The organism is Paraburkholderia dioscoreae (genome assembly GCF_902459535.1).
In the GTDB taxonomy this organism is placed as follows: domain Bacteria; phylum Pseudomonadota; class Gammaproteobacteria; order Burkholderiales; family Burkholderiaceae; genus Paraburkholderia; species Paraburkholderia dioscoreae.
This window is the reverse complement of the sequence record NZ_LR699554.1, coordinates 838,663-861,647: the sequence shown is the minus strand read 5'-3', so window position 1 is coordinate 861,647 and position 22,985 is coordinate 838,663. Positions and strand designations below refer to the sequence as shown.

General features: G+C 62.6%; 23 protein-coding genes. 7 read left to right on the top strand and 16 right to left on the bottom strand.

Features of this window, described 5'->3' with window-relative positions:
* Positions 1–246 precede the first annotated feature (246 nt).
* Entirely contained in the window at positions 247–1,170 is a 924-nt protein-coding gene (locus PDMSB3_RS24030; RefSeq protein WP_165187972.1) for an AraC family transcriptional regulator, read from the bottom strand.
* Positions 1,171–1,351: 181 nt separating this feature from the next.
* On the opposite strand from PDMSB3_RS24030, the gene PDMSB3_RS24025 reads away from it, so the two are divergent.
* Positions 1,352–2,353, top strand: coding sequence for a helix-turn-helix transcriptional regulator (locus PDMSB3_RS24025; RefSeq protein WP_007176506.1), 1,002 nt, complete (start codon positions 1,352–1,354; stop codon positions 2,351–2,353).
* Between the two features lie 98 nt (positions 2,354–2,451).
* Here the strand turns inward: PDMSB3_RS24025 and PDMSB3_RS24020 are convergent, their stop codons facing one another.
* From PDMSB3_RS24020 to PDMSB3_RS24010, 3 genes are all read right to left on the bottom strand, one after another.
* The gene (locus PDMSB3_RS24020; RefSeq protein WP_007176505.1) at positions 2,452–3,213 is read right to left on the bottom strand and encodes an ABC transporter permease; all 762 of its coding nucleotides are present in this window, start codon (positions 3,211–3,213) and stop codon (positions 2,452–2,454) included.
* On the bottom strand, positions 3,210–4,136 hold the full coding sequence (locus PDMSB3_RS24015; protein ID WP_035517087.1) for an ABC transporter ATP-binding protein: 927 nt from the start codon (positions 4,134–4,136) through the stop codon (positions 3,210–3,212). The genes PDMSB3_RS24020 and PDMSB3_RS24015 overlap by 4 nt, the downstream gene beginning before the upstream one ends.
* 130 nt (positions 4,137–4,266) lie before the next feature.
* Entirely contained in the window at positions 4,267–4,656 is a 390-nt protein-coding gene (locus tag PDMSB3_RS24010; protein WP_157187686.1) for a response regulator, read from the bottom strand.
* Positions 4,657–4,677: 21 nt separating this feature from the next.
* Here PDMSB3_RS24010 and PDMSB3_RS24005 point away from each other — a divergent pair, with 21 nt between their 5' ends.
* Positions 4,678–5,082 (top strand): hypothetical protein, encoded by a 405-nt coding sequence (locus PDMSB3_RS24005; protein WP_007176501.1) that lies wholly within the window; start codon positions 4,678–4,680, stop codon positions 5,080–5,082.
* Between the two features lie 167 nt (positions 5,083–5,249).
* Here the strand turns inward: PDMSB3_RS24005 and PDMSB3_RS24000 are convergent, their stop codons facing one another.
* The 3 genes from PDMSB3_RS24000 to PDMSB3_RS23990 all read right to left on the bottom strand — a co-directional run bounded on the left by PDMSB3_RS24000 (position 5,250) and on the right by PDMSB3_RS23990 (position 8,493).
* Entirely contained in the window at positions 5,250–6,920 is a 1,671-nt protein-coding gene (locus tag PDMSB3_RS24000; RefSeq protein WP_007176500.1) for a tannase/feruloyl esterase family alpha/beta hydrolase, read from the bottom strand.
* A complete protein-coding gene (locus tag PDMSB3_RS23995; RefSeq protein WP_007176499.1) occupies positions 6,917–8,050 on the bottom strand; it encodes an OpgC domain-containing protein in 1,134 nt (377 codons plus the stop codon). Before PDMSB3_RS23995 ends, PDMSB3_RS24000 begins: the two co-directional genes overlap by 4 nt.
* Before the next feature lie 119 nt (positions 8,051–8,169).
* The gene (locus PDMSB3_RS23990; protein WP_157187685.1) at positions 8,170–8,493 is read right to left on the bottom strand and encodes a hypothetical protein; all 324 of its coding nucleotides are present in this window, start codon (positions 8,491–8,493) and stop codon (positions 8,170–8,172) included.
* Positions 8,494–8,609: 116 nt separating this feature from the next.
* On the opposite strand from PDMSB3_RS23990, the gene PDMSB3_RS23985 reads away from it, so the two are divergent.
* From PDMSB3_RS23985 to PDMSB3_RS23975, 3 genes are all read left to right on the top strand, one after another.
* Positions 8,610–9,785 (top strand): acyltransferase family protein, encoded by a 1,176-nt coding sequence (locus tag PDMSB3_RS23985; protein ID WP_007176498.1) that lies wholly within the window; start codon positions 8,610–8,612, stop codon positions 9,783–9,785.
* 217 nt (positions 9,786–10,002) lie between these two features.
* Positions 10,003–10,797 (top strand): sulfite exporter TauE/SafE family protein, encoded by a 795-nt coding sequence (locus PDMSB3_RS23980; RefSeq protein ID WP_007176497.1) that lies wholly within the window; start codon positions 10,003–10,005, stop codon positions 10,795–10,797.
* An 84-nt stretch (positions 10,798–10,881) separates the two neighbouring features.
* Positions 10,882–11,136, top strand: coding sequence for a hypothetical protein (locus PDMSB3_RS23975; RefSeq protein ID WP_007176496.1), 255 nt, complete (start codon positions 10,882–10,884; stop codon positions 11,134–11,136).
* 84 nt (positions 11,137–11,220) lie between these two features.
* Here the strand turns inward: PDMSB3_RS23975 and PDMSB3_RS23970 are convergent, their stop codons facing one another.
* Complete coding sequence (locus tag PDMSB3_RS23970) at positions 11,221–13,131, bottom strand: ATP-dependent metallopeptidase FtsH/Yme1/Tma family protein (protein ID WP_007176495.1); 1,911 nt, start codon at positions 13,129–13,131, stop codon at positions 11,221–11,223.
* Positions 13,132–13,972: 841 nt separating this feature from the next.
* Positions 13,973–14,245, bottom strand: coding sequence for a hypothetical protein (locus PDMSB3_RS23965; RefSeq protein WP_007176494.1), 273 nt, complete (start codon positions 14,243–14,245; stop codon positions 13,973–13,975).
* A gap of 287 nt (positions 14,246–14,532) precedes the next feature.
* Here PDMSB3_RS23965 and PDMSB3_RS23960 point away from each other — a divergent pair, with 287 nt between their 5' ends.
* On the top strand, positions 14,533–15,573 hold the full coding sequence (locus tag PDMSB3_RS23960) for an AraC family transcriptional regulator (protein WP_007176493.1): 1,041 nt from the start codon (positions 14,533–14,535) through the stop codon (positions 15,571–15,573).
* Positions 15,574–15,576: 3 nt separating this feature from the next.
* On the opposite strand, the gene PDMSB3_RS23955 is transcribed toward PDMSB3_RS23960, so the two are convergent.
* Positions 15,577–16,887 (bottom strand): MFS transporter, encoded by a 1,311-nt coding sequence (locus PDMSB3_RS23955; RefSeq protein ID WP_165187970.1) that lies wholly within the window; start codon positions 16,885–16,887, stop codon positions 15,577–15,579.
* Between the two features lie 242 nt (positions 16,888–17,129).
* Here PDMSB3_RS23955 and PDMSB3_RS23950 point away from each other — a divergent pair, with 242 nt between their 5' ends.
* The gene (locus PDMSB3_RS23950; protein ID WP_035516493.1) at positions 17,130–17,753 is read left to right on the top strand and encodes an ABC transporter ATP-binding protein; all 624 of its coding nucleotides are present in this window, start codon (positions 17,130–17,132) and stop codon (positions 17,751–17,753) included.
* A gap of 141 nt (positions 17,754–17,894) precedes the next feature.
* Here the strand turns inward: PDMSB3_RS23950 and PDMSB3_RS23945 are convergent, their stop codons facing one another.
* The 6 genes from PDMSB3_RS23945 to PDMSB3_RS23920 all read right to left on the bottom strand — a co-directional run bounded on the left by PDMSB3_RS23945 (position 17,895) and on the right by PDMSB3_RS23920 (position 22,966).
* Positions 17,895–18,209, bottom strand: coding sequence for an antibiotic biosynthesis monooxygenase family protein (locus PDMSB3_RS23945; protein ID WP_007176490.1), 315 nt, complete (start codon positions 18,207–18,209; stop codon positions 17,895–17,897).
* A gap of 106 nt (positions 18,210–18,315) precedes the next feature.
* Positions 18,316–19,275, bottom strand: a complete 960-nt coding sequence (locus tag PDMSB3_RS23940; protein WP_007176489.1) for an O-fucosyltransferase family protein — start codon at positions 19,273–19,275, stop codon at positions 18,316–18,318.
* A gap of 252 nt (positions 19,276–19,527) precedes the next feature.
* On the bottom strand, positions 19,528–19,878 hold the full coding sequence (locus tag PDMSB3_RS23935) for a copper-binding protein (protein ID WP_007176488.1): 351 nt from the start codon (positions 19,876–19,878) through the stop codon (positions 19,528–19,530).
* A 37-nt stretch (positions 19,879–19,915) separates the two neighbouring features.
* Positions 19,916–21,211: a multicopper oxidase family protein gene (locus PDMSB3_RS23930; protein WP_007176487.1), complete on the bottom strand. Its 1,296-nt coding sequence runs from the start codon at positions 21,209–21,211 to the stop codon at positions 19,916–19,918.
* A 1-nt stretch (position 21,212) separates the two neighbouring features.
* On the bottom strand, positions 21,213–22,643 hold the full coding sequence (locus PDMSB3_RS23925) for a TolC family protein (RefSeq protein ID WP_165187968.1): 1,431 nt from the start codon (positions 22,641–22,643) through the stop codon (positions 21,213–21,215).
* Positions 22,640–22,966: a hypothetical protein gene (locus PDMSB3_RS23920; protein ID WP_007176485.1), complete on the bottom strand. Its 327-nt coding sequence runs from the start codon at positions 22,964–22,966 to the stop codon at positions 22,640–22,642. The genes PDMSB3_RS23925 and PDMSB3_RS23920 overlap by 4 nt, the downstream gene beginning before the upstream one ends.
* Positions 22,967–22,985 lie beyond the last annotated feature (19 nt).

Sequence of the window (22,985 nt, the reverse complement as noted above, 5' to 3'; positions counted from 1 at the left end):
TTGCAAGCCGCGCAATGCGCAGCACACTGCGCAAAGTGCGTGATTCCCAAGGCGGCTCATCGGACAGTCCCTCCCGGCGACCCAAGGCGGTCCGCCGTCAAAGACAGCACGACAGCACTGCGGCATTGCCCGGAGGCGAAAGCGGCAAGGCTCCGGGTGCCCTCATCCGGCTGTCTTGACGCTTATGCCGCCGTTCCGCCACTGCCCGCTGACCAGCCGGCCACTTCCGGCCGCGCAATCCGTACTTCAGCCGCGCAGCCGGTAGGCGAGCGGCGTCACGCCGTAGTCACGCTTGAACTGCACGGAGAAATGACTGGCATTCTCGAAACCAACCGCAAGCGCGATCTGCAGCACGGTCTGATCGGTCGCATACAGCAGCCGCGCCGCTTCCTCGAGCCGCAAACGCGTGACGAACTGATGCGGCGTTTCACCGGTCTCGCGGCGAAACACGCGCGCAAAGTGAAAGCTGCTTAACCCCGCCTGTGCGGCCAGTTCGCTGATTGCCAGATCCCCGGCGAGATTGGCGCGGATATAGTCGGTCACACGGCGGATCCGGCGCGGCACGAGGCGTTCCGGGCACGCCGGCAATCCGGCCGGTGATCCCGCCAGCGCAGAGCGGCCGCGCGAATAATGCTGCAAGAGATGCGCGGCAAGCGCGTGAACCAGCGCATCGACATAGAGACGCGAGTCGGCGGGATCCGCAGCGGCGCGATGCAATGCAGCAAGCATCGCGGCGACCACCGGGTCGCGAAACTGCATCGCGTCGCCGAGCGACAGCTCGCGGGAGCCGCCAAGCTCCATCTGATCGGCGACGCTGTCGATCAGACTGCGCTCGATGTGCAAGTGGACGGTCGACAGCGGCTCATCGCTGATCGAACGCCAGCGCCATGAGATCGGCACGGGCGGCACGAACCAGACGTCGCCCACCCGCAGATCGGCGCTCTCCCAGCGCCCGTTCAGGTTGCGTTCGAGATGCTCGGCGCCGCTCGCGAGGGTCATCAGCGTGAGGTCCTGGAGGCCGGGCGCTTCCAGCAGTTCCTGCTCGACCGGTTCGAGGTACGAGCGCAGCACGAGGTGCCGCCACGGGCGATTCACGCTCGAGACCAGTTTCTGGCCTGCCATGTAGCGATCGTAGGCAAGCGTCGTTGTCAGCTTTGGAATTCGTGCCATCACGTCCATTCCCAGGAGGTGCCATATGAAGAGTGAACCCCGCCATACCCGTGTTGCCAATTCGCTATCGGAGCAAGAACTCAAAAATGATAGCAAGGAACCGGCTACCGTAATTTCTGGAAATAGCTAATCATTCAGCTTGTCGTCTTTCACGCGTTTCGAACGCTGGAGCTACCGTTTAATGGAACACGAATGCGATACGCTGCCGCACTGGCTGACCGGCTCGCCGCAAGGCGAAGCCGGGCACCCGTCGGCAGCTTGCAACTCGACGGTTGCCGCCCAACCGGCCTACCCGGCCGGCACGCGGCAACCCGAGAAATCAGCCCACGCGGCTGAAGCATCCAGGGCACACAACCGCACTGCAACAGGCGTCGCGCCCACGGGCTTTCTCACACTCTTCACCGAGGAGGAGATCGGCACGCCCTCGCCCGCCGCGCGGCGCGCCGCACCGGTCATCAGTCCGCTGGTGCGCTTTGGCAGCGCGCAGGACCGCATCGAATTCGTGCGGCAGCGCATCAGGCAACTGGGCTTCGACTCGTTCAGCTATTCGGCCACGCGCACGTCGGCGCATCACAAGACGATGTTCGTGCTGACCAGCTACGAGTCGCAGAGCTGGCTCACGCGCTATTTCCGCGAGCGTTATTTCGAACTCGACCCGCGCGTCGCACTCGCCTCGCCGACCGGTATGCCGTTTCTCTGGAACACGGCCGACATGCGCGCCGATCTGCCGCGCGCGCAAATGCGCAGCGAGCGGCTTGGCGGCCTGATCGACATGCTGGAGGCGACCGGGCGCAAAAGCGGGATCCTCACGCAAATGCCGCTGCCCGAACCTGAGTTGAGCGCGAGCCTGTGCTTCAACTCGGAGACCGGCAATCCCCGCTGGATGACCGAATCGATCGTGGCGGAAACGCTAATGTTCGCGCACATGATCCACGAATTCATCTGGACGCACGCGAAGAGCGTGATCGGCATCGCGCCCGCGCAGCAGCAGCGCGTCACGCTGAGCGAATTGCAGCATGCGGTGCTGCGCGCGGTCGTGCAGGGTCAGCGGGACAAGGAGATCGCGTACTTCCTCGGACTGTCGCCGCATAACGTCGACTATCACCTGCGGCGTCTGCGGCAGTTGTTCAACGTGCGCAACCGCGTCCAGTTGATCAATGTCGCGCAGGCGTATGTGTCGTAGAAGTTAAGCTGGAAAGAGCGCCGTGGCCGGCATGCCGGTGGGGGTCGGCACAGGAAACGATGGCGAACCGGCCGTGCGCCGGTTCGCCATCCGCCCGGTTAGCTCTTGAGCCGGTAGCCGGTCTTGAAGATCCACGCAACGATCAGCAGAAACACCGCGAGGAACAACGCCGTCATGCCGAGGCTCACCTCGACGTTCACGTCGGCGAGCCCATAGAAACTCCAGCGGAATCCGCTGACCAGATAGACGATCGGATTGAACAGCGTCACGACCCTCCAGAAAGGCGGCAGCATATTGACCGCGTAGAAGCTGCCGCCGAGGAAAGTCAGCGGTGTGATGATCAGAAGCGGCACCAGTTGCAGTTTCTCGAAGCTGTCCGCCCAGATACCGATAATAAAACCCAGCAGACTGAACGTGAGCGCCGTGAGTACGAGAAACAGGATCATCCAGAACGGATGCTGCACCTGCAGCGGCACGAACAATCCGGCTGTCGCGAGAATGATCAGCCCCAGCAGAATCGATTTGGTGGCCGCCGCGCCCACGTAACTCACCACGATTTCCAGGTACGACACCGGCGCGGACAACAGTTCGTAGATCGTGCCGGTAAAGCGCGGAAAGTAAATCCCGAACGACGCATTCGAAATGCTTTGCGACAACAGCGACAGCATGATCAAACCCGGCACGATAAACGCGCCGTAACTAATGCCGTCCACTTCCTTGATGCGCGAGCCGATCGCCGCGCCGAACACGACGAAATAAAGCGAAGTCGAAATCACCGGCGCGATGATGCTCTGCATCAGCGTGCGCCAGGTGCGCGCCATCTCGAACTTGTAGATCGCGCGGATTGCGTAGAGATTCATTGGTCACCTCGGAGCAGACTGACGAAGATGTCTTCGAGCGAACTTTGCGTGGTCTGCAGATCCTTGAAGCGGATGCCGGCGTCGTCGAGCGCCTTGAGCAGCGCGATGATGTCGGTGCGCCCGCCCTCACCCTCGTATGTGTAGATCAACTCGTTGCCGCCCTTCGCGACGGCGAGCCCGTAGCCGGCGAGCGAAACCGGCACTTGCGCGAGCGGGCTCTCCAGTTGCAGCGTCAACTGCTTTTTGCCGAGCTTGCGCATCAACTCCGTTTTCTCTTCGACCAACATGATTTCGCCCGCGTTGATTACGCCGATGCGGTCGGCCATTTCTTCGGCTTCGTCGATATAGTGCGTGGTGAGGATGATCGTCACGCCGCTCTGCGCCAGCGAGCGCACCAGTTTCCACATGTCGCGGCGCAACTCCACGTCCACGCCGGCAGTCGGTTCGTCGAGGAACAGCACGCGCGGTTCGTGCGAGAGCGCCTTGGCGATCAGCACGCGGCGCTTCATGCCGCCCGAGAGCGTGATGATCTTGCTATCGCGCTTTTCCCACAGCGACAGGTCGCGCAGCACCTTTTCGACGTATGCGGGGTTTTTCGGCTTGCCGAACAGGCCGCGGCTGAACGACACGGTCGCCCAGACGGTTTCGAAGGCGTCGGTGGTCAACTCCTGCGGCACCAGGCCGATCAGCGAGCGCGCGGCGCGATAGTCGTTCGCAATGTCGCGGCCGTCCACCGTTACGCTGCCTTCGCTCGCTTTGACGATGCCGCAGATAATGCTGATGAGAGTCGTCTTGCCCGCGCCGTTCGGGCCGAGCAACGCAAAGATTTCCCCACGGTTGATCGCCAGATTGATGTTCTTGAGTGCATGAAAACCGCTGGCATAGGTTTTCGACAGGTTCGTGACCGAGACGATTGGCTGCATGGAATCGATGATGGCAGACACCGTTGTTTGATTGGAAGGAGCGGTGTTGAAGCGCCGCCGCACCCGCAATGTAATGGAAAGTGCGAAAGCGTGCAGCGCATTGCGGCGCAGCATCGGGAACACGTGGGGTTCAGGCTGGGGTGCGCGCCTGGCGCAACGCGCCCGGAAAGCGGCTGGCAGTCACGCGCTGAATTTCTTCGGTCGACACTGGCTTCAACAGATAGCGGTCGAAGCCCGCTTCGCGCGAACGCTGGCGGTCGGTTGCCAGCCCATCAGGGCTGGGCGAGACGCGTTCCGCAGGCGTTTCCACACTATCTCCCCGGTCGGTTTTTTCGGCGAGCGGCGCGATGTGCAGCCGATGCCTACCTTTCTGCCGCTTCTTCGGCATTCGCCAGGAATGGCCCATGCTCGCTATCAAGCATGCTGCCGTGGCCTTCGCGTTAAAGCGGACACGCTCAAGCAAGGCACACCGCTTGCGGCAGTTCATGCATGTGAGCGACAAGCGCTTGCGTGAGATCAAACCGACTTATGGAGGTCAACCATGAAACACGTTACCAGGATGGTTTTTGCTTCGGCGCTCGTGATGGCATTATCGGGCGGAGCATACGCACAGGCCGGCGGCGGTGCGGGTGGTGGTGGCGGCGCGGCAGGTGGTGGAGGAACCGGCGTGGGTGCCGGCGGCGGCACGACAGGGGGAGCCGGCGGGATCGCAACGCCCGGCGTGGGCGCCGGATCGATGAAGAGCCCGAGCGATTCGGGCTACGGTACGCCCGGCGTGACGGGCACTGGCGGTGGCGTGGGCACGGGTACTGGCGCATCGCCGAATAGCCCGTCGACGAACCGTTCCAATAGCGGCATGAGTAACGGCATGAGCAACGGCACTCGCAGCGGTACAGGCAATGGCATGAACAACGGTGCTGGCGGCACGATGCAAAACGGCCAGTAAACTCTGGTCCCGCGCATGCTTTGAATTGCTGAGTTCGAATGGGGCGGCGGCGCCTTTGAGTGGCGCCGCCCTTCTCTTTGTGCAACCGGAGCCTGCTCCGGAGCTGCAACCATGCATACCGGCTTTTCAATTTCCACGACGCTTCTTGCAATGCAAGACTCTGCCGGTCACGGCTCAGCACAGACAAAGCTGCTGGCCAGGTTCACATTGCCCTTGCCGACGTAGCGAGGAAACAGCGGATAGCGGCACAGCGGACGTGAGCGGCCATTGGTCGGCGCCGCGATATCGGTCGCCGTCAAGGTCTCGGGCGAAGCGCCGCGCGTCACCCAGTTATCGAGCGCGCCCAGCAGATCGACGGATGGAATGAACACGCCGCTGCCGTGCTGGAATCCCGGCACCATGTACAAGCGCATGAAATTATTGACCTGGTCGATGCCGAACCGCTCGACCAACGTGTCGTAATAGCTAATGGTCTGGTTCGGGCTGATGACTTCGTCGGCGAGGCCTTGCAGCGTGATGAGCTTGCCGCCGCGTGCAATGTAACGCGTAAGGTCGGGGTTCATCGCGCCGATCGTCTGCGACAGCGCGACCAGTTGCGCGCGATATTTTCCGGGGTGTTGCGGGTCGAACCGGAGCGAGTCGAAGCCGGCGTCGCGCGCAACGAAATAGCGGATGTAGCCGTCGCCCTGCGCGAACAGATAACCATTGGCGAAGAACGTCGGCACCGGCAGGCGTTCCGGCTGATGCGCGAGGCCGAGCAGGCCGTTCAGACGCGTGCCCTGAAAAATGTTGTAGCCGCTATAGCCGCTCACGTCCCAGGCCAGACGGTAGGGCAACGAGAGTCCGTCGCGCATCACGAGCAAGGCGGAGAGTTGCGTGTCGGTGAGGCATTCATCGTGAGACGGCGTGCGTCCGGCGCAGCGCAGCGAGGCGATGATGTCGGCTTCGCGCTCGCGGCACGCGGCGACGTCGCTGACAATGCCGTCCGCCGCGCCGTCGAGCCGGTCACACGTGGCGACTGTGCGTTGATAGACGTGTTCGAGCAGCAACGGCGGGATGAAGCCGCCGGGCGTGTTGTACTCCGCCTGGCCGAGCTTCACGCCGAGCAGACGCACGCCGGAAAAATTGAGTGCGGGCGAATTGGCGATCACGCCGTCGTAGTCGTCAGGAAAACGCTGCATCACGGTGTAGCCTTCGCGGCCGCCGGTCGAGCCGCCGGCGAAATACATCCGTTGCGGCGGGCGGCCATATGCGCGGGCAATCAGCGCAAGTGCGGCGTCGTGCGTTTTCTTCAGATGCGCAAAGCCGAAATTCGTGACCGCCTCATCGACAAGACCGAAGACCGCGACCGACGAATCGCCGACATGCCCCGAGTCGTCGCCGAACGTGGCGTACCCCTGCGCGAGCGGCGCGCGATTCGGCGAAAACGGCATCACGCCGGTTCCGCTGACCACAACGCCGTTATAGCCGCCGCCGCCGATCTGCAATGCGCGACCGTTCCAGCGTCGCGGCAGATTCAGATCGAAACGGATGTCGGGTGTGGTGGCTTTGACGCCCTTGATACGGCCGGTGATACGGCAATACTCGACGCCCTGCTGATTGCCCGGCGCGGTGGCGCTCACCATGGCCGCGCTTTCGATCTGCGCACCGGCGGTCGGCAAGGCAATGAGTTCGGGCGGCAGAATGGCGCCCGCGAATTCGGCGCAGCGCATGGCGAGCGGCGCCTCTTTGGGCGCGGCGAACGCCGGGTGGGCGGCGAGCCACAACAGCGCACCGGCAACCTGGATGGCCGCGCGCGACTCGCGCGCGGCACGCGCAGGATCCCAACTCGCCCTCATCCGTAACCTGCGCCATTGGCAGCCGCACCCGTCTGCTGCCCTTTCCAGCCACGCCAGCCGCGCGCGATCATGAGTACGGCGCCGATGGCGACGAGATCGCCGCCCAGTCCGATCAGCACCCCGCGAAAGCCATGAAATGTGTGCGGCGTCGCCGTATCGACGATCAGGGACACGAGCGTGCCCGCCACGAAACACACGAGCCCGGTGCGGCCGACCGTAACCACGGCGGGCAACCGCCGCGCGAGCCACGCGATGCTGCCCATGCGCACGAACTGCGCGGCGACCCAGGCAATGACGATGAAATTGATCACGCGATCGGGAGAAAGGTTCTGTTTAAACGTGCCGGGCAACGGTTGCGTCAGCACGAAGAGTTTGACGATAGCGAACGCCAGCACGGCCACGGCCGCGCCCCACGTGCACCAGCGAGCGGTGCGGGTAGCATGGAAGCGCTCGCTGACGGGCTGCACCCGGGACAGGATTCCGAGCACGAACATCAACTGCCATGCAAACGGATTAAAAGCCCAGTCGGCCACCTCGTCAATGCTGAACAATGCGGCCAGCGGCCGGGCGAGCGCCCAGATCGCCACGCTCAAACCCAGCGCCAGCAGCGGCGAACGCCGGGCCAGCGGCACCGCGAACGGCACGCACAGCGCGAAGATCACATACATGGGCAGCACGCTCGACAGATAAGGCTGGCGCCGCAGCAGCATGATATCAAGCGCTTCACGCAGCGGCTGAACCGCGAAAAGCGGCCATCCGGTCAGGTCGACCATGGGACGGTTCAGGTTCAGCATGGCGAGCACGGCGCCGGACAGCAGAGTCAGCACCGCCGTCAACAGATAGGCGCGGTAGATTTCCCAGCACCGCCGGACAAAGCGCAACTTCGCCGCACTCTCGCCACGTTTTGCGAGCACCGCCGTATAAGCCGCCGCCGACGCATAGCCGCCGAGAAACACGAACACTTCTGCCGAATCGCACAGCGCGTAGGCGTGCAGCATCAGATGCGAGAGCGTGCTGCCGGGAATATGGTCGAGCACGATGACGATCAGCACCACGCCGCGGAAGAAATCCACTTCGATAGAGCGTCCCCCAAGGGGATCTCCTCCCAGGCGGCCGCGACGGGTTTCCATTCAGGTTCTCGCAGGAATGGCGCACCCATGTCGTGCGCCGTTTTTCGTAGGAACACCATGACAATAAAACGTTCCCGCCGATGCCGCGCGGCCCATCCGCGCGCGCTGACAACCGGCCTCTAATTCCACATCGCGCAGCGGCAATCTGAAATACGGCTGTCGGCATGCGGTAATACTGAGTCGTCACCTGTTCCGCCTATTCGATTCGCGGCAAGAATTGCGCTTTTAAAGCGCCGGCCGAGAATGCAATCGGTAATGGGCGCGGAAAATAAATCGCCGGATGCGATGCACGATTTTTTTCGCTTTTTTTCATCGTAGGATGATTTCATGCACGCCCGTCGGACCTCGCGCATTTCAAGCGATGCCACCTTCGACGGCGGCCACTCATGTGGACCGGACACGCGGTCAGCCGATCCGCGATCGGCAGGCACGTCGAGCGTCATTGCGACGCCTTCTATTCGCCGCGGCTGACCTGAGCGTCACCGAGCGCCCCGGTCCTTCCATTACCGTCCAGAACGGCCGCGCCGCGCGCGCTACCTTCGCACTGGAAGACGACCACATGAACGACAGAATTGCCGGCTTCGACGGATTGCGTGCGATCGCAGTCCTGATGGTATTTTTTCAGCACCGCCTGTTCGGCGACATCGGCGAGATCGGCCATCTCGGCGTATGGATCTTCTTCGCGCTGAGCGGATTTCTGATCATCGGCATTCTTTCCGCTCAACGCACGCGCATTGAAAACGGCGCCAGCCGATTCGGCGCCGAATTGAAGCGGTTTCTGTTTCGCCGGACCCTGCGCATATTTCCGATTTACTACCTGATGCTGCTGGTGATGTGCGTACTGATGGCGTTCGGCCTGGCGAGTCCCGAACTGGCGAGCGGCATGCCGTTTCATTTTGCTTACCTGTCCAATATCTGGATCGGCTCGGTGCTGCACTACTGGCCCGGGCGCTACTCGCATTTGTGGAGCCTCGCGATCGAGGAGCAGTTTTATCTCGTGTTCGCGCCGCTATTGTTGCTGCTTGCCTCGAGACGGCATCGCGCGGTGTGCCTTGTGATCGTCGTGGCCGGACTTGTTTCGCTAATGGCGATGCGCGCGGCGCATTGGCAGGACATCACCATCTACACGCACCCGCTGACGAACTTCTGGCTGCTCGCGTTGGGCGGAATCGGCGGCTTGATGATCGCGGGCAAAGAGCGCCGCTTGCGAGCGTGGCTCGGACACGGTGCGACGCTCTTCGCGTTGAGCCTCGGGCTCGTGGCCTTCTGCGCGACCGAACCGATGTGGAGCGAGCTGGGCAACCCCATGCTGTTCACCGCGGTCAGTGCCGCGTACGGCCTATGCATCGCGGCGCTGGTGTGTTCGATTGCGTGCTGCCGCAACGCGGTGATCATCGGCCTGCTCGAAACGGGCTGGCTGGTGAGCTTCGGGCGAATCAGCTATGGCTTTTATCTCTATCACAACCTGATCCCCGACCTCACGCGCAATCATCACGCCGCCGCGCTCTTCGGCGGCGTGGTGCCCTTGTGGGCGCACGTCGCGGGCATTGCAGGGTCGTTTGCGATTGCGCTCACGATGGCAGTTCTGTCATGGCGGCTGATCGAGGAACCGATCCTGCGGTTGAAGACGCGGCGTGCGGCGGGGCCGGCGTATACGCCGGCCGCATTGCCGTCGCGTCACGAGCGAGTCGAGCCGCCATTGACGGAAGAGCGCACCGCGTCGGACGCGGTCTGACATCGGCAGGTCTTACGTTTCGCTTGCACGCGGCGCATGTGAGGGCGCGGTATCATGCGGCCTCACTTAGCCGGCTGCTTCGAATCTCGCGCGACACTCGGGACCGAACTGGCCAAACGATAACAACAAGCCACCGCCCGCGCGTTGTCCGGTCGATCCGATCCGCGCGCCGGCTCGCGGACTCCAACTCGCGGTTTGCAGCCCGCGTTTTTCAGACATGCCTCATTTCACTTTCGCCGACGGCGTTCTCGGCGCGAGCCTGCAAGCGCTCGACTTCTACGCATTGCTAGGCATTGCCGCCGCGCTCCTGCTGGGCGGCATGGTCAAGGGCGTGGTCAGCATCGGCGTGCCGCTCGTGGCGATGCCGATCCTCAGCCACTTCCTGCCGATCAAGGAAGCGGTTCTTCTGCTGTCGATGCCGATCATCCTCGGCAATATCCCGCAGGCACTCGAAGGCGGAGAGCTGCTGCCGACCGTCCGGCGCATCGCCGCGCCGCTGATCGGCACCGTGATCGGCAACATCGTCGGGGTGAGCGTGCTGATTTCGCTGGCGCCGCATCGCGCGCAAGCGGCTGCTGGCGCGTTGCTGATGATCGCGGCATTGCTGTTGCTGGCGTCCCCGCGGCTTACGCTGTCGCCGACATGGGCGAAGCCGGCGGGGTTCGTGCTGGGCTTCGGCGCCGCGCTCATGGAGAGCATCGCTTCGGTGCCGGGCCCTTTGCTCGCGATGTATCTGATCGCCACGGGCGCCACGGGTAAAGCGTTCACGAAGCAGATCGCCATCATTCTCGTGGTTTCGATCATTACGCTCGTCGCGACATTCAGCGGCGGCGCGCATGCCCGCTGGACGGATCTGGCCATATCGGCCTGCGCGAGCGTGCCGGTGATCGTGGGAATGCTGCTGGTGCGGCCCTTGCGGGACCGGTTGCCGCCCGGCGCGTTTCGGGCGCTCGTGCTCGTATTCGTGGTGGCCGCCGCGGCGCAGATGATCTGGAAATCGGGCGTTTTATAAGCCTGACCGCTGCGCCGGTTCGAAACGGCCGTGGTACGCGCATTGCTGCCCAATGGTGTCATCCTCACCAACCGGAGAGATCTCGTGGCAACCAAGGCCAATTCCCCGAACGAACACGAGCCCGAGCGCCAGGCCGAAGAAGACCCCGGCAGCCGGCCTACCGAGGTTTCCAAGCCTATTGGCGACGCCATTCCTACGCCAGTCGAACCGGGTCTCGATCAGCCGCTGCCGAAGAAAGGTGAAACGCCACCGCCTGCCGATAAAGCCAAGGACGAGGCGTTGGGCGACACTGACACGCCTGCCGGTGTTCCACCGCCCGGGCCGTCGGATTTTGCGTAGCGCGGATCGTCAAAAGACAACGGGCGGCGCCGATTGCCGGCGCCGCCCGCGAGATGTCACACAACCGCGCAGTCAGTCATTCGTTCAAGCCGCCGCCGGCTCGTGGACGATTTTCAGTGTGCTTTTGTGCTCCCTGATCAACCGGTACACGGTTTCTCCGGGCACAGTCTCCTGCTCGAGCAGTTCGTCGGCAATAGCGCGCAGCACCGGTTCGTACGCATGCAGCAGCGCATGGCACAACTCGTTCAATTCCTTGAGCAGCACGTTCGCGTGTTCGATCGCACTCTTCATCTGCAACCCCGCATACTGCGACGGCAGTGCCGCAAGGCTGAACAGGTTGCCTTCGGCGTTAAAGCCGAATTTCGACACCATGTCCAGACTGATGCGCGAAGCTTCCTGCAAATCCGAAGCAGCGCCGCTCGATGCTTCGGAGAACGTGAGAATTTCCGCGTTGCGCCCGCCGAGCAGCACCTGGATTTCATTGCGGATCTCGCTCTCGCGATACAGGTGCTTGTCCTGTGCTTTCGTGATGAGCGCAACGCCCAACGCGCCGCCGCGCGGCAGGATCGTGACTTCTTCCAGCACTCCCGTGCCCAGCAGCGCGGCAACGAGACCATGCCCCGCTTCGTGCACGGCGATACGCGTGCGTTCGTCTTCGCTCAGTGCGCGCTCGGCGCCGCTCACGTCGCCGATGCGCGCAATCTTGATCGCCTCCATGAAATGCTTCGAAGCGATTTCGGTGTCGCCGGATTTGCGCGCGACGAGCCCCGCCTGATTCACCACCATCGCCACCGTTGCCGGCGACAGGCCCGTGGTCAGTCTCGCCAGTTGGTCATAGTCGATGTCCGCGGACTTCGACTTCAGCTTCTCGGCATAGAAGCGGAAAATCTTCGCGCGGTCTTCGCGATCGGGCAAACGGACCTGCACCGTGCGATCGAAGCGGCCGGGCCGGCGCAATGCCTCGTCCAGATTGTCGGGATGATTGGTCGCCGCAACGATGATGACCCCTTCGTTCGAAGCGAAGCCATCCATCTCCGCCAGCAACTGATTGATGATGCGGTTGCTCTCGGCTTCGACCGGACCGCCGCCCGTATCCGTGCGTTTGGCGAGACCGTCCGCTTCGTCGATGAAAATCACCGTGGGCGCATTCTTGCGCGCCAGTTCGAACAGATGCTTGACCTTCTGGATGCCGACGCCGTAGTACTTCGCACTGAAATAACTGCCCGTGATCGAAATGAAGTTCGCGCCGCACTCGCCCGCCAGCGCCTGAGCGAGGCGCGTCTTGCCGACACCCGGTCCGCCCACCATGAGAATGCCGCACGGCGCGCGCACGCCCATCGACGTGAACTGTTTCGGGTCGGACAGATAGCTGCGAATGTCCGCGAGTGCCGCCTTCGCTTCAGACGCGCCGATCACGTCGTCGAAACGCAGCGCGGGCGCCCTGTCGAGAAGCCTCGCGCCGCCGCGCATTTCGCGCCGCATGAACCACACCATGCCGCCGATCAACAGCAGCGGAAGCAGCACGCTGATGGCGTCGCGGGTCTGGTCGAACACCTGCAGCCAGCGTGAGCCGCCGGTACGAATGTCCGCGTCGGGAAGCCAGACGAGCTGGTATGCGGCGGCCTCGCCGGATTTGGGTTCGCCGAGCAGAAGCGCATGCGAGAACGTCGCGTTGTGGTCCGTGACGAAGTATTTCGTGCCGTCGCGCCTCGAGATCAGGATCGCGTTGGGACTCACGCCAACCGCGGCAACGTGGCCGTCGTGAATATCGCGCAGCATTTGCGACGCGTCTTTCTCTTCATGCGTCCATGCCGAGGCATCGCGGCGCATCTGGTTCGCGACGCCGGTCAGCGCCGGCGCGACCTGCGCCGCGCGTTGCTGGTAATGCCACACGCCGAATGCGAACACCCCCCCGATGAGTGCTGCCGCCACCGACATGGCGATCTTGCGTCTGCGTGTGCGTCTTTTACCAAGCGAGTTCTTTCCCGGCTTCATGAGTCACTTCCAAAAACGGGCTCAAGGCGAGCCCCGATACTTGTCAAAATCAGATGGGCAGAGGTTGGCGAAAGGGAATCGACAGAGGCGACACCGTGCATGACCCAGAAGAAAGGACACCCAACCATGCGTCCCTTTTAACGGACAGAACACGGTCAATTATGCCGTGCCGCCGTTTCTTCAAAATCGCGGAAAAAGCCTGTTTCTACCGTCTATCCGGCGATTTTGGCTACCGGATTGCTGGGGAGCGGGCGTTGCGCGCATTGCAGTCACGAGCCGCTCCAGCGCACAGTTTATCAGCGCTAAATTCGTCGCGTATTCTGCATACCTACATTTAACCGCTCCCCAATTAAAGCGGTCAGAATTACAGTAGGACCCTCTTTTTCGACGGGCGATGCCGGCGCAACCTTGTGTATGGATTTAGTGCTAGCGCTCGCACCGCGCAGCAAACGGCGTGAGATGCCAAGCCATTGCACGCGATGGAGAATGACCAACAATCGGCATGTTTTCGCCACCGCAAAATACTGCGGGCGATCAGGAAGGAATCACGTTGTGCGCGAGGGAATTGTTCGGCGCTAATCGAGCGATGCGCACCGTTGGCGGAAGTCATTCACCGCCTCATGAGCGAGAAGGTCGTCGGAGGCCGACCCCGCAGCACGGAGTCGCGCCGCGAATGTCGATTGCAGGTCAGGCTGGGCGGATGTGCGACGGGCCTCTGCGGGCCCGTTCGCACCCTCGCCACTTTCTCTCAGGTTCTTCAGTTTTTATTACCGATGCCGGCATGCATCGATCTGGTCCTCCTCTGCTCAACCCCGGTTCTCGTGCTTGTTCTTCGGTCGGTTCAGGCGGCCGTGCGCGGCTTCAGCGCGATCGGCGCGTCACTCGCGAGTCTTTCGAGGAGTTTCGTCACACGCTGCCGCTGGGCGGCAATCAGTTCGTAAGTCTCTTCCAGCGCCCGAATGCGTTTTTCCCAATACCCGTGGTCGAGCGAATGCAGCCCGCCGGACGCGTCCCCACGCGTCACGTACTCCACCACGCTCTCGAGATGCCGCAGTTGGCCGTCCACCAGCGTGGCCGGACGCCGCGCGGTCGGCCGCCTGTCCGTGCCGCCCATTCTTGATACCCCGTGAATTGCCTGCCGGCAAAGTCTGTTTTCGCTCCCCGCGCCGCTGATAGCGGATCGGCGCGCTTTCCATGCGCAGTTGCGATTCCGATACGGCGGCAGCGGTCCACGGCGTGCCGCGCCGTCGGCGAAAACGGTCTGCATCTAGTCGCGCAACATTAATGCAGCTTTTTTGTTAGGCTTGACCATCCGTCTCAAATTTATGGCGACGGCGATAAATCTCCCATGCATTGCGCATACTCGCCGAAACCGCACTCCTCGCTCGCAGCCATCGATTCATGAATCAGCGCTCACTGCCGCATCACCTGGCCGCAGCCGCAGCCGCCCATTCGCGCTCCGCCATTTCGACAAGCCGTTTCAGCACGCACGGCCTCGCGCCCGACGAACAGTTCCTGGCCTGGCGCCAGCGCGTGGGACATGTGGTCGACGCGCCGCCGTCGAAGGCGCAGGTTGCCGGGGGATTTCGCGGTGAAATCGATTTATACGCGGTCGGCGGCATGGTGCTGACGGACTGCAGTACCGATTCGATGCTGCTGGAACGCTCGGTGGCGCGCGTGTCCACGGACTCGCGTCGCGATTACGTATTTCAGCTCTTCGTGGAAGGGGAAGTCGGCCATGTGACCGGCATGCGCAAGAAGCGCAGCGAGCCGGGTTCGGTGCAGGGCATCGTCGCGTTCGACCTGAACCAGCCGTTTCGCGCCGAACGCCCTGAATGCCGCCTCCTGAGCCTGTTCGTGCCGGCCGCCGTGGTGGACGAGGAGTTGCGCGACGGCGCCGCGATTCACGGCCGTATCGTCCAGCAGGGCTCGCCGCTGACCGGCGTCGTGCTGGATCATATGACGGCTCTCGCCCGCGAAATTCCCAACCTCGATCCGGCCAGCGCCGTCGAGGCGCTGCACGCGGGCGCGCAGTTGATGGTAGGCACGTTTCGCAAGGACGCGCGCCTGAGCGGCACGGGCCGCGCCGCGCTGCAAGCTGCGGTGATGGGCCGGGTACGCCGCTATATCGAGGCCAATCTGCATCAGGGCGACCTCACGCCGACCAGCGTGGTCCAGGCGCTGCAGTTGAAACGCGCGACGATCTATCGCTGGTTCGAGCATGAAGGCGGTCTTGGCGCCTACATTCGCCATCGGCGCCTGCGGGAGGCGGCGGACGAACTAGTTCGTTACCCGCACCTTCAGGTGACGGAAATCGCTTTCGGCCTCGGCTTTCAGAGCGCCTCCGACTTCACCCGCGCCTTTCGCCGCGCTTTCGACATGAGTCCGCAAGACATGCGCGCCCGCGCATTCGACCTACGGCAATTGCGCAGCGCGGCCTAGCGCTCAGGCGAGCGGCGGCGCAACGCTGGCGGCGCGGACGCCCGCTTCCGTCTGCTCTGGAAACGCCTTCAGCGCCGCGAGCGTGAACGCGGTCGCGCCCATCAGATACCACGCCGGAACCATCGGATCGCCGCTCCGGTTGATGAGCCACGTCACCAGAAACGGTGAAAATCCACCGAACAGGACCACGCCGAAGCTGTAGATCACCGACAATCCGGCCGCGCGCCGGTGAGCGGGGAACGCCTCCATCATCAGCACCGAACCGGCACCGGCGTTGTTCACCGCGAGCGCCACGTAAGCCGCGATGATCACGAGCGACACGAGATTGCCCGCGCCGTGCGTCAGCGCCCAGAAAGCGGGCCAGGCCGCCGCCAGCGAAGCCACGAGCGATACGTACTGCAGCGTCTTGCGGCTCGCGAGCCGGTCGGCCGCGAGCCCGATCAGCGGCGTCACCACGAGAATCACGAGGCCGGACAGACAGGCCGTCAGCAGGCTGATGGTCGGCGGCCGGTGCAATGTACGGACCAGGTAGGCCGGCATGTAGAACACAGTGACGTAGATGCTCACCGAAGGCGCCGCCATCATCAGAAGTCCGCAGACGAGCGGGCGCATGTGCTCCGCGAACAGACGCCGCGGGCTGAGCCGCGTACGCTGCTGCGGCGCCGCTGCCGGCATCCGGCGCCGCAGATACCAGCCGACCGGGCCGATCAGCCCGCCCAGCACGAACGGAATGCGCCAGCCCCATGCATGCATGGCGGCGGGCGACAGCAGCGCAGTGGTGCTCGCGCCGACCAGCGCGGCGGCGAAAGCGGCCGCGCCCTGGCTGGCGCCACGCCAGCTGACCATGAAACAGCGATGCCGGTAGCCGGCCGACTCCATCAGCGACGCCGACGCCGGGCCGATTTCGCCGCCCGCCGCGAGCCCCTGCATCAGGCGCGCGAGCACCATCAGCACGGTCGCGGTCGGACCGATCGAGGCGTAACCCGGCAGGCACGCGATCAGCCATGTGCCGAGCGTCATCAAGGCGAGCGATGCGGTGAGGCCGGCTTTACGGCCACGGCTGTCGGCAATGTGGCCGATCATGATCGCGCCGAGCGGACGCATCACAAAGCCCGCGCCAAAGGTGGCGAGCGAGAGCAACAGCGACGACGCGGGATCGTGCGACGGAAAGAACAGATTGCCGATCGCGACAGCCGCAAAGCTATAGACGGTAAAGTCATAGGCGACGAAACCATTGCCGATCACGATGGCGGCAACGATACGCCCGAGTTCTGCGCGGGATAGTGGAACCGCTTTGCCGGCAGCAGTGTGCATGAGGTGCAATCGACGAATCCGTCGAGGTATTCAGGAAGGTGGCGAGAAAAACGAGGTTGCTATTCTAACGGCCCAGGCGGGCGCAACTTTACGTCATGCAGCGGGTTCTTTCAGCCCCTGGTCTACTACAGGCTTACATGCTCTTACTCCGACGCGGCTTCGAGGCGACGGCGGAGGCCACCCACGCTGCTACACTTGCGCCACGCTACCCTGTAAAAGACACCCGGCACACGCTCCAACCCATGCTTCGATTCGAAAACCTCAGCAAGCGCTACGGCGAACGCCTCATCTTTCAGGGACTGCATGACGACATCACCTCCGGATGCGTGGCGTTGAACGATGAGTCCGGCAGCGGCAAATCGACCTTACTCGGCCTCCTTGCGGGCACGATCGAGCCCGACGCCGGCGAGGTGTGGCTCGGCGGCCATTCGTTGCGCACTGCGCCGCTCGCCGCGAAATCCGTGCTCACTTACGTGCCCGAAGACTGCATGACCTATCCGGATCAGACCGGTCGCGAATATCTGAACAAGGTGGCATCGGCGAGAAAAACCGCGGTAACGGGCGATACCCTGGACCTCGCGGACCGCTTCGGCCTGACGCCGCATCTCGACAAACGCTTCGAGCAGATGTCGTTCGGTACGCGCAAGAAGATTTTCCTGACTGCTGCCGTGCTCGGTGAGACCCGCGTTCTGATCGCGGACGAACCCGTCGGGGGACTCGACGCCGCCGCGCGCGCCGTACTGGTTGATCTGTTCAGAACCCTCGCGCAAACGCGCACGGTGTTTTTCTCGAGCTACGACACGGTTTTTACCGATGCGTGCGAGGCACGCAGTGTGACTTTCGCCGACCTCGGCGGGCGCGGCTAGGTCGTCCTGCTGGTGCCGTCGTGCACGAGCGCCCACCATGAACGGATCGCCGGTTTTGAACTGCGCTCGCGGCCGCGAACGAAACCCAACGCAAGGCGCCCCTTGGGTGACGTACGCGGCCCAATAGCCGAAGTCACGCGTTCATTTGACGGTCTGAATGACCTCGAAGCCTTCGAATTCCGGATGTCCGAGATAGAGCACCCGGTTGTCTCCACCGGCGTTGCGATGCGCCGCGCGAAAGGCCTCGGATTTCGTCCAGCCTTCGAAGGACGCGTAGTCGTTCCATATCGTATGGCTGGAATACAGAACGTGATCTTCCTTCTGTGGCCCCTTCAGAAGATGAAATTCCACGAAGCCCGGCACCTCTTTCAGATGCGTATCGCGCGTTGTCCAGAGATGTTCGAAAGCGGCTTCGGATCCGGGCGTCACTTTGAAACGGTTCATGGCAATGTACATGCTGAAGGCCTCTTTGCAGTCACGATAGATCTCGCGGGCTTTGATTATATGCCCGTCAATCTTCCGATCAATGTCACGACCGCGAGACAGCAGAAAGCGTCCGTTTTCAGGCCGCTTTGTCTTGCGCCACCTGTTCGAGCCAGAGCCGGCTGTCCGGAAACCAGAATGCATCCGGCCGCGGCGGCGATACGAGTTTCACCGGCAGCGACGGGTTGAATATTCGGGACCATGCCGATAGATACGATGGCGTCTTCACCAGATATCCGCAACGGGATAACAGCAGACTGCAGACCAATGCTTCACGACCGATTTCGAGCCCAGGGTAGCCGCTGAAATGAACCGGCGTGTTGCCGCTCGCGAGCAATTTCGCGGGCGCCACCTTGACCGGCTTGCGAAATGGCCAGGCAACGAAGAAGTCGAGAAAGGCCTGTTCGTCGCTTGAAACGAAAATGTTAGTGAGGTGCGGGTTTTCAGCGAGCGTCGTTTCCATGTGGCGACAGAAATCGCTCCATGAAACCGGAATGGCTTCCAGCGTCTTGTCCGTGCCTCTGAAATGCGCGCCGAGCGTCGACATGCCGATTTCGAGTTGCCGGCAGATGGTGTCGACCTCGTCCTGAATATGGCCCGCTGGCCGGTAATGTGCGAAGAATAGCTCGCTGGCGCTCCCGAGTTGAAGCCGGGCCTCGTAGCGTTGACGAAATCCCAGTTGCACGAGATCGCGAACCGTAGACTTTCTCACCTTGCGGGTGAGCGACGCCGTGGCCTCGCCATGCATGGAATCGAAGAAGGCCGAGAACCAGTCCATCTTTCCTTCAGGATCGCCGTAGAGCCCACCGCGAGCACTAATGCACGGCGACAGGCATTTCTCTTCGCAATACATCAGGATAAACAGGACCATTTGCATCACGGAGAAAAAACCGGAGTTCTCCTGAATTTCAATGGCAAAGATTCCCCTGTTCAAACGCTGTGTAGCATGAAGCGAAATGCGACGTGGTGTGGCCACGGAATGCTTGAACCCCTCGCTGCGTCGGATCTTTTTCGCCCGATCGACTACCTTTCTCAGCATGCCCGTCTCCTGATGGGATCTAGGTATTCTTTGAAGTCGCCCGCGTCTGTGCACAATGAAGTTCACGACGCCCGAGAATAACATTTCAAAAGCGCGCGTCGAGTAAGTTCGGCTCGACTTGGTGAGCTACCGCACAAAAGAGGCGGTAAGACTTCCCGTGAGAGACCTCGACCATGCCTGCCCAAGCTGCCTTGCCGTCCGGGAAACGCTTGCCGTCTGGCTCAGCGGGGCCGGGCAGGCACGCCGGGCCCGCTATCGCTTCTCCAGTTTCATCACCGTCAGCGCCCCGTCCACCTCTTCAGCGACGAAGTCGATGCTATCTCCGGACTTGACCTGCGAGAGCATTGCCGGATCTTTCACCTTGAACGCCATGGTCATCGCATCCATGCCGAGGTTTTCCAAAGGACCATGCCTGATGGTCAGCTTGCCGGCAGCCAGATCCACTTTCCTGACCTCGCCATGCGACATACCGGCCTTCGCGTCACCGCCCACCTGAGCGCCGTCCGCACTCGCCGCTGCATGGCTCGCCGGTTCCGCCGCATAGCTCGAAGCGGAAATCGTCAGCATGCAAACCGTCATCATCGAAATCAATACATTCTTCATCTCACCCTCGCCAAAGTTAAATATGTTCGTCACGACATCAACCGTCCGGCAACTCGCCGGTATATTCATAAGCCACTGTTCCCTTGGGATGCGCGAACCAGCCCGGATCGCGGTAATCGTCTCGCCCTAACCCTTCGCGTACTTTCACCACCGTGAACATGCCGCCCATTTCGAGCGCGCCGAATGGTCCGGTGCCGGTCATCATCGGCAGTGTGTTGTCGGGCAGCGGCATTTCCATTGCGCCCATCGAACCGCCCGTGCTACCCATCGCCATATAGTCGGGCACCAGCCGGTTGATACGTTTCGCCAGGTCTTTCTGCGGCACGCCGATCATGTTCGGAACCTGATGCCCCATCGCGTTCATCGTGTGATGCGACTTGTGGCAATGAAACGCCCAGTCGCCCGGACGATTCGCCGTGAACTCGATAGCACGCATCTGCCCGACTGCGATATCGGCCGTGACCTCGGGCCAGCGCGCGGAAGGCGGAATCCAGCCGCCGTCCGTGCCCACTACTTCGAAGTGATAGCCGTGCAGATGAATCGGGTGATTGGTCATCGTCAGATTGCCGACGCGGATACGCACGCGATCGCCCGCACGCACCGGCAACGGATCGATGCCCGGAAACACGCGCGCGTTCCATGTCCACATATTGAAGTCGGTCATCTCGTTCACGCGCGGCGTGAAGCTGCCCGGATCGATATCGTAGGCGGACATGACGAACACGAAGTCGCGGTCCACCTGCATCACGCCCGGATCTTTCGGATGAACGATGAACATGCCCATCATGCCCATTGCCATCTGCACCATCTCGTCGGCGTGCGGGTGATACATGAAGGTGCCGGGCTTTTCCAGCCGGAATTCGTACACGAACGTCTTGCCCGGCGGAATGTGCGGCTGCGTGAGGCCGCCCACGCCATCCATGCCGCACGGCAGCAGCATGCCGTGCCAGTGGACCGTGGTGTGCTCCGGCAACCGGTTGGTCACGAAAATGCGCACCTTGTCGCCTTCAACCGCCTCGATGGTCGGCCCAGGCGCCTGGCCGTTGTAACCCCATAGATTCGCGTTCATGCCCGGCGCGAGTTCGCGCACCACCGGTTCCGCGGTCAGATGAAACTCCTTCCAGCCGTTCTTCATGCGCCACGGCAGCGACCATCCGTTGAGCGTGGCGACCGGCGTGTAAGGCCGGCCATTCGACGGCGCGCGCGGCGCCTGCATGGCGGCCGTGGCCATCGTGGGCGCTTCGGGCAGCGACGCGGCGCCGGCCTTGCTGACCAGCGCGGCGCCTAGCAAAGCGGCTCCCGAGCCGCCGATAAAATGTCGACGTGACACCATGTCATTGACCTTCCGATTCAGTGGACGACGCCGCTTGCGTCGTGAATGCGAGCGGCGTCGCGATAGCAGCAACCGGCAACCGGCCGCCGAGCGCCTGTTGCAAATCGGTTTGCGCGAGCCAGTAGTCTTTCAGCGCGTCGATAGCGCTATTCACCGCGCCGATCTGCTCGCGTGAATCGGCCAGCAGTTCGAACACGCTCGCGAGCATGCCGTTGTAGCGAAGCAGCAGTTCATCGGAGATGGTTTTGCGCACCGGCACGACTTCGTCCCGATAGTGCTTCGCCAGGTCGTAGCCGGACACGTAGGCCGAATACGATTCGCGCACTTCGGAGCGCGCGTCGATCGCGGTCCCGGCAAGGCGATTCACCGACTGCATGTAGATCGCTTCCGCACGCGCCACTTTGGCGCTGCCCCAGTCGAAAACGGGAATCTCGACGCTGATCTCATAGCCCTGCTCGCGGCCGTCCGAAGTCGTGAAATTGTTCTGATAGCCGACGTCCAGCGCATTGATGAAACGCGTCGCCTTGCTCAAGCCCAGTGCACCGGCTACGCTTTGCGTTTGCAGCTTCGCGGCCTGGATGTCGAGCCGGTTCTGCATTGCGAAGGCTTCCAGATCGTGCAGTTCGGGGCGCGTGGCTGGCAGATCGGGGAGACGCGCAGGCAGTTTGTACTGTGCTTGCGAACCCCAGAGCCCCATCGCGCGAGTCAACTTTTCTCGCGCGGACACCAACTGTTGTCGCGCTCTTGCTACTTGCGCCATCGTTTCCGCGTAAAAGGCCTGCTCGCGCGCGTAATCGAGCTTGCTGAAATTGCCGGCCTGCTGCATGCGTGACGCGAGTTCGGCGCTGGCCTCGGCCGAGTCCTTCACCTGCTCCGCGTAGACCGCCGATTGCCCGGCCGCAACTGCGTTGATGTAGGCGCGCCGGGCATCGGCGGCGACTTTGAGCATGGCGTCCGCGGTGAGCAAGCGGGTCTGCTCGAAACGGCGGCTTTCGATGCGCGTCGTCAGCGGCATTGTCAGCACCCGTAGCACGCCGAGCGTGAATGTGCGGCTGATACTCAGGTCATCGCCACCATGCGTGCGGCTGAACGAGAAGCCGGGATTCGGCAGGCGGCCTGCCTGAACGAGGTCCGCTTCAGCGATGCCGAGCTCGCTATACGAAGCCTGCAGACCGCGGTTGTTCAGCAGTGCGATCTGGACCGCGTCGTCCATGCTGAGCGGCGTGGACAGCAGTTCTTGCGTGCGGCTGGCGGCGGTGCGTCGATCTTCATCCGTTTTTATCAGTACGGCGTCTTTGCCGAGCCGCTCTGAGGCCGCGGTCGAAACGGTGCCGAACCCGCCGTCTTTTGAGAATGTCGTGCAGCCGGCGAGCAATGCCGTTGCAATAGCAATTGCAATCGCGGGGGAAAATGGGAACACACGCGGCCTCATTTTGCCGCCCCTTCGTGGTGGGAGCCGTGGGCATCGTCTTTGGCTTCGGCGATACCCGGATTGACGCCCGAATCGACGCCCGAATGCATCGTGCCGTGGCTCATTCCAGCGCCATCAGAAGGATTGGTCACCGCGCGATTGAGCGCCTGCCAACTCGTTGTTTGCTGCTCGCGGTACGGCCGATAATCGGCCAGGGCGGACGGCACCTCGACCGCAGGCACGGATACGGCCGCATCCGCTGGATCGGGAAATATGGGCATGGCGTGCACGAGCGCCGGCAGATATGCCGTCGCGCCGAGCAGCGCCGCAATGAACATTCGCATGGATAGTCTCGTCGTAGAC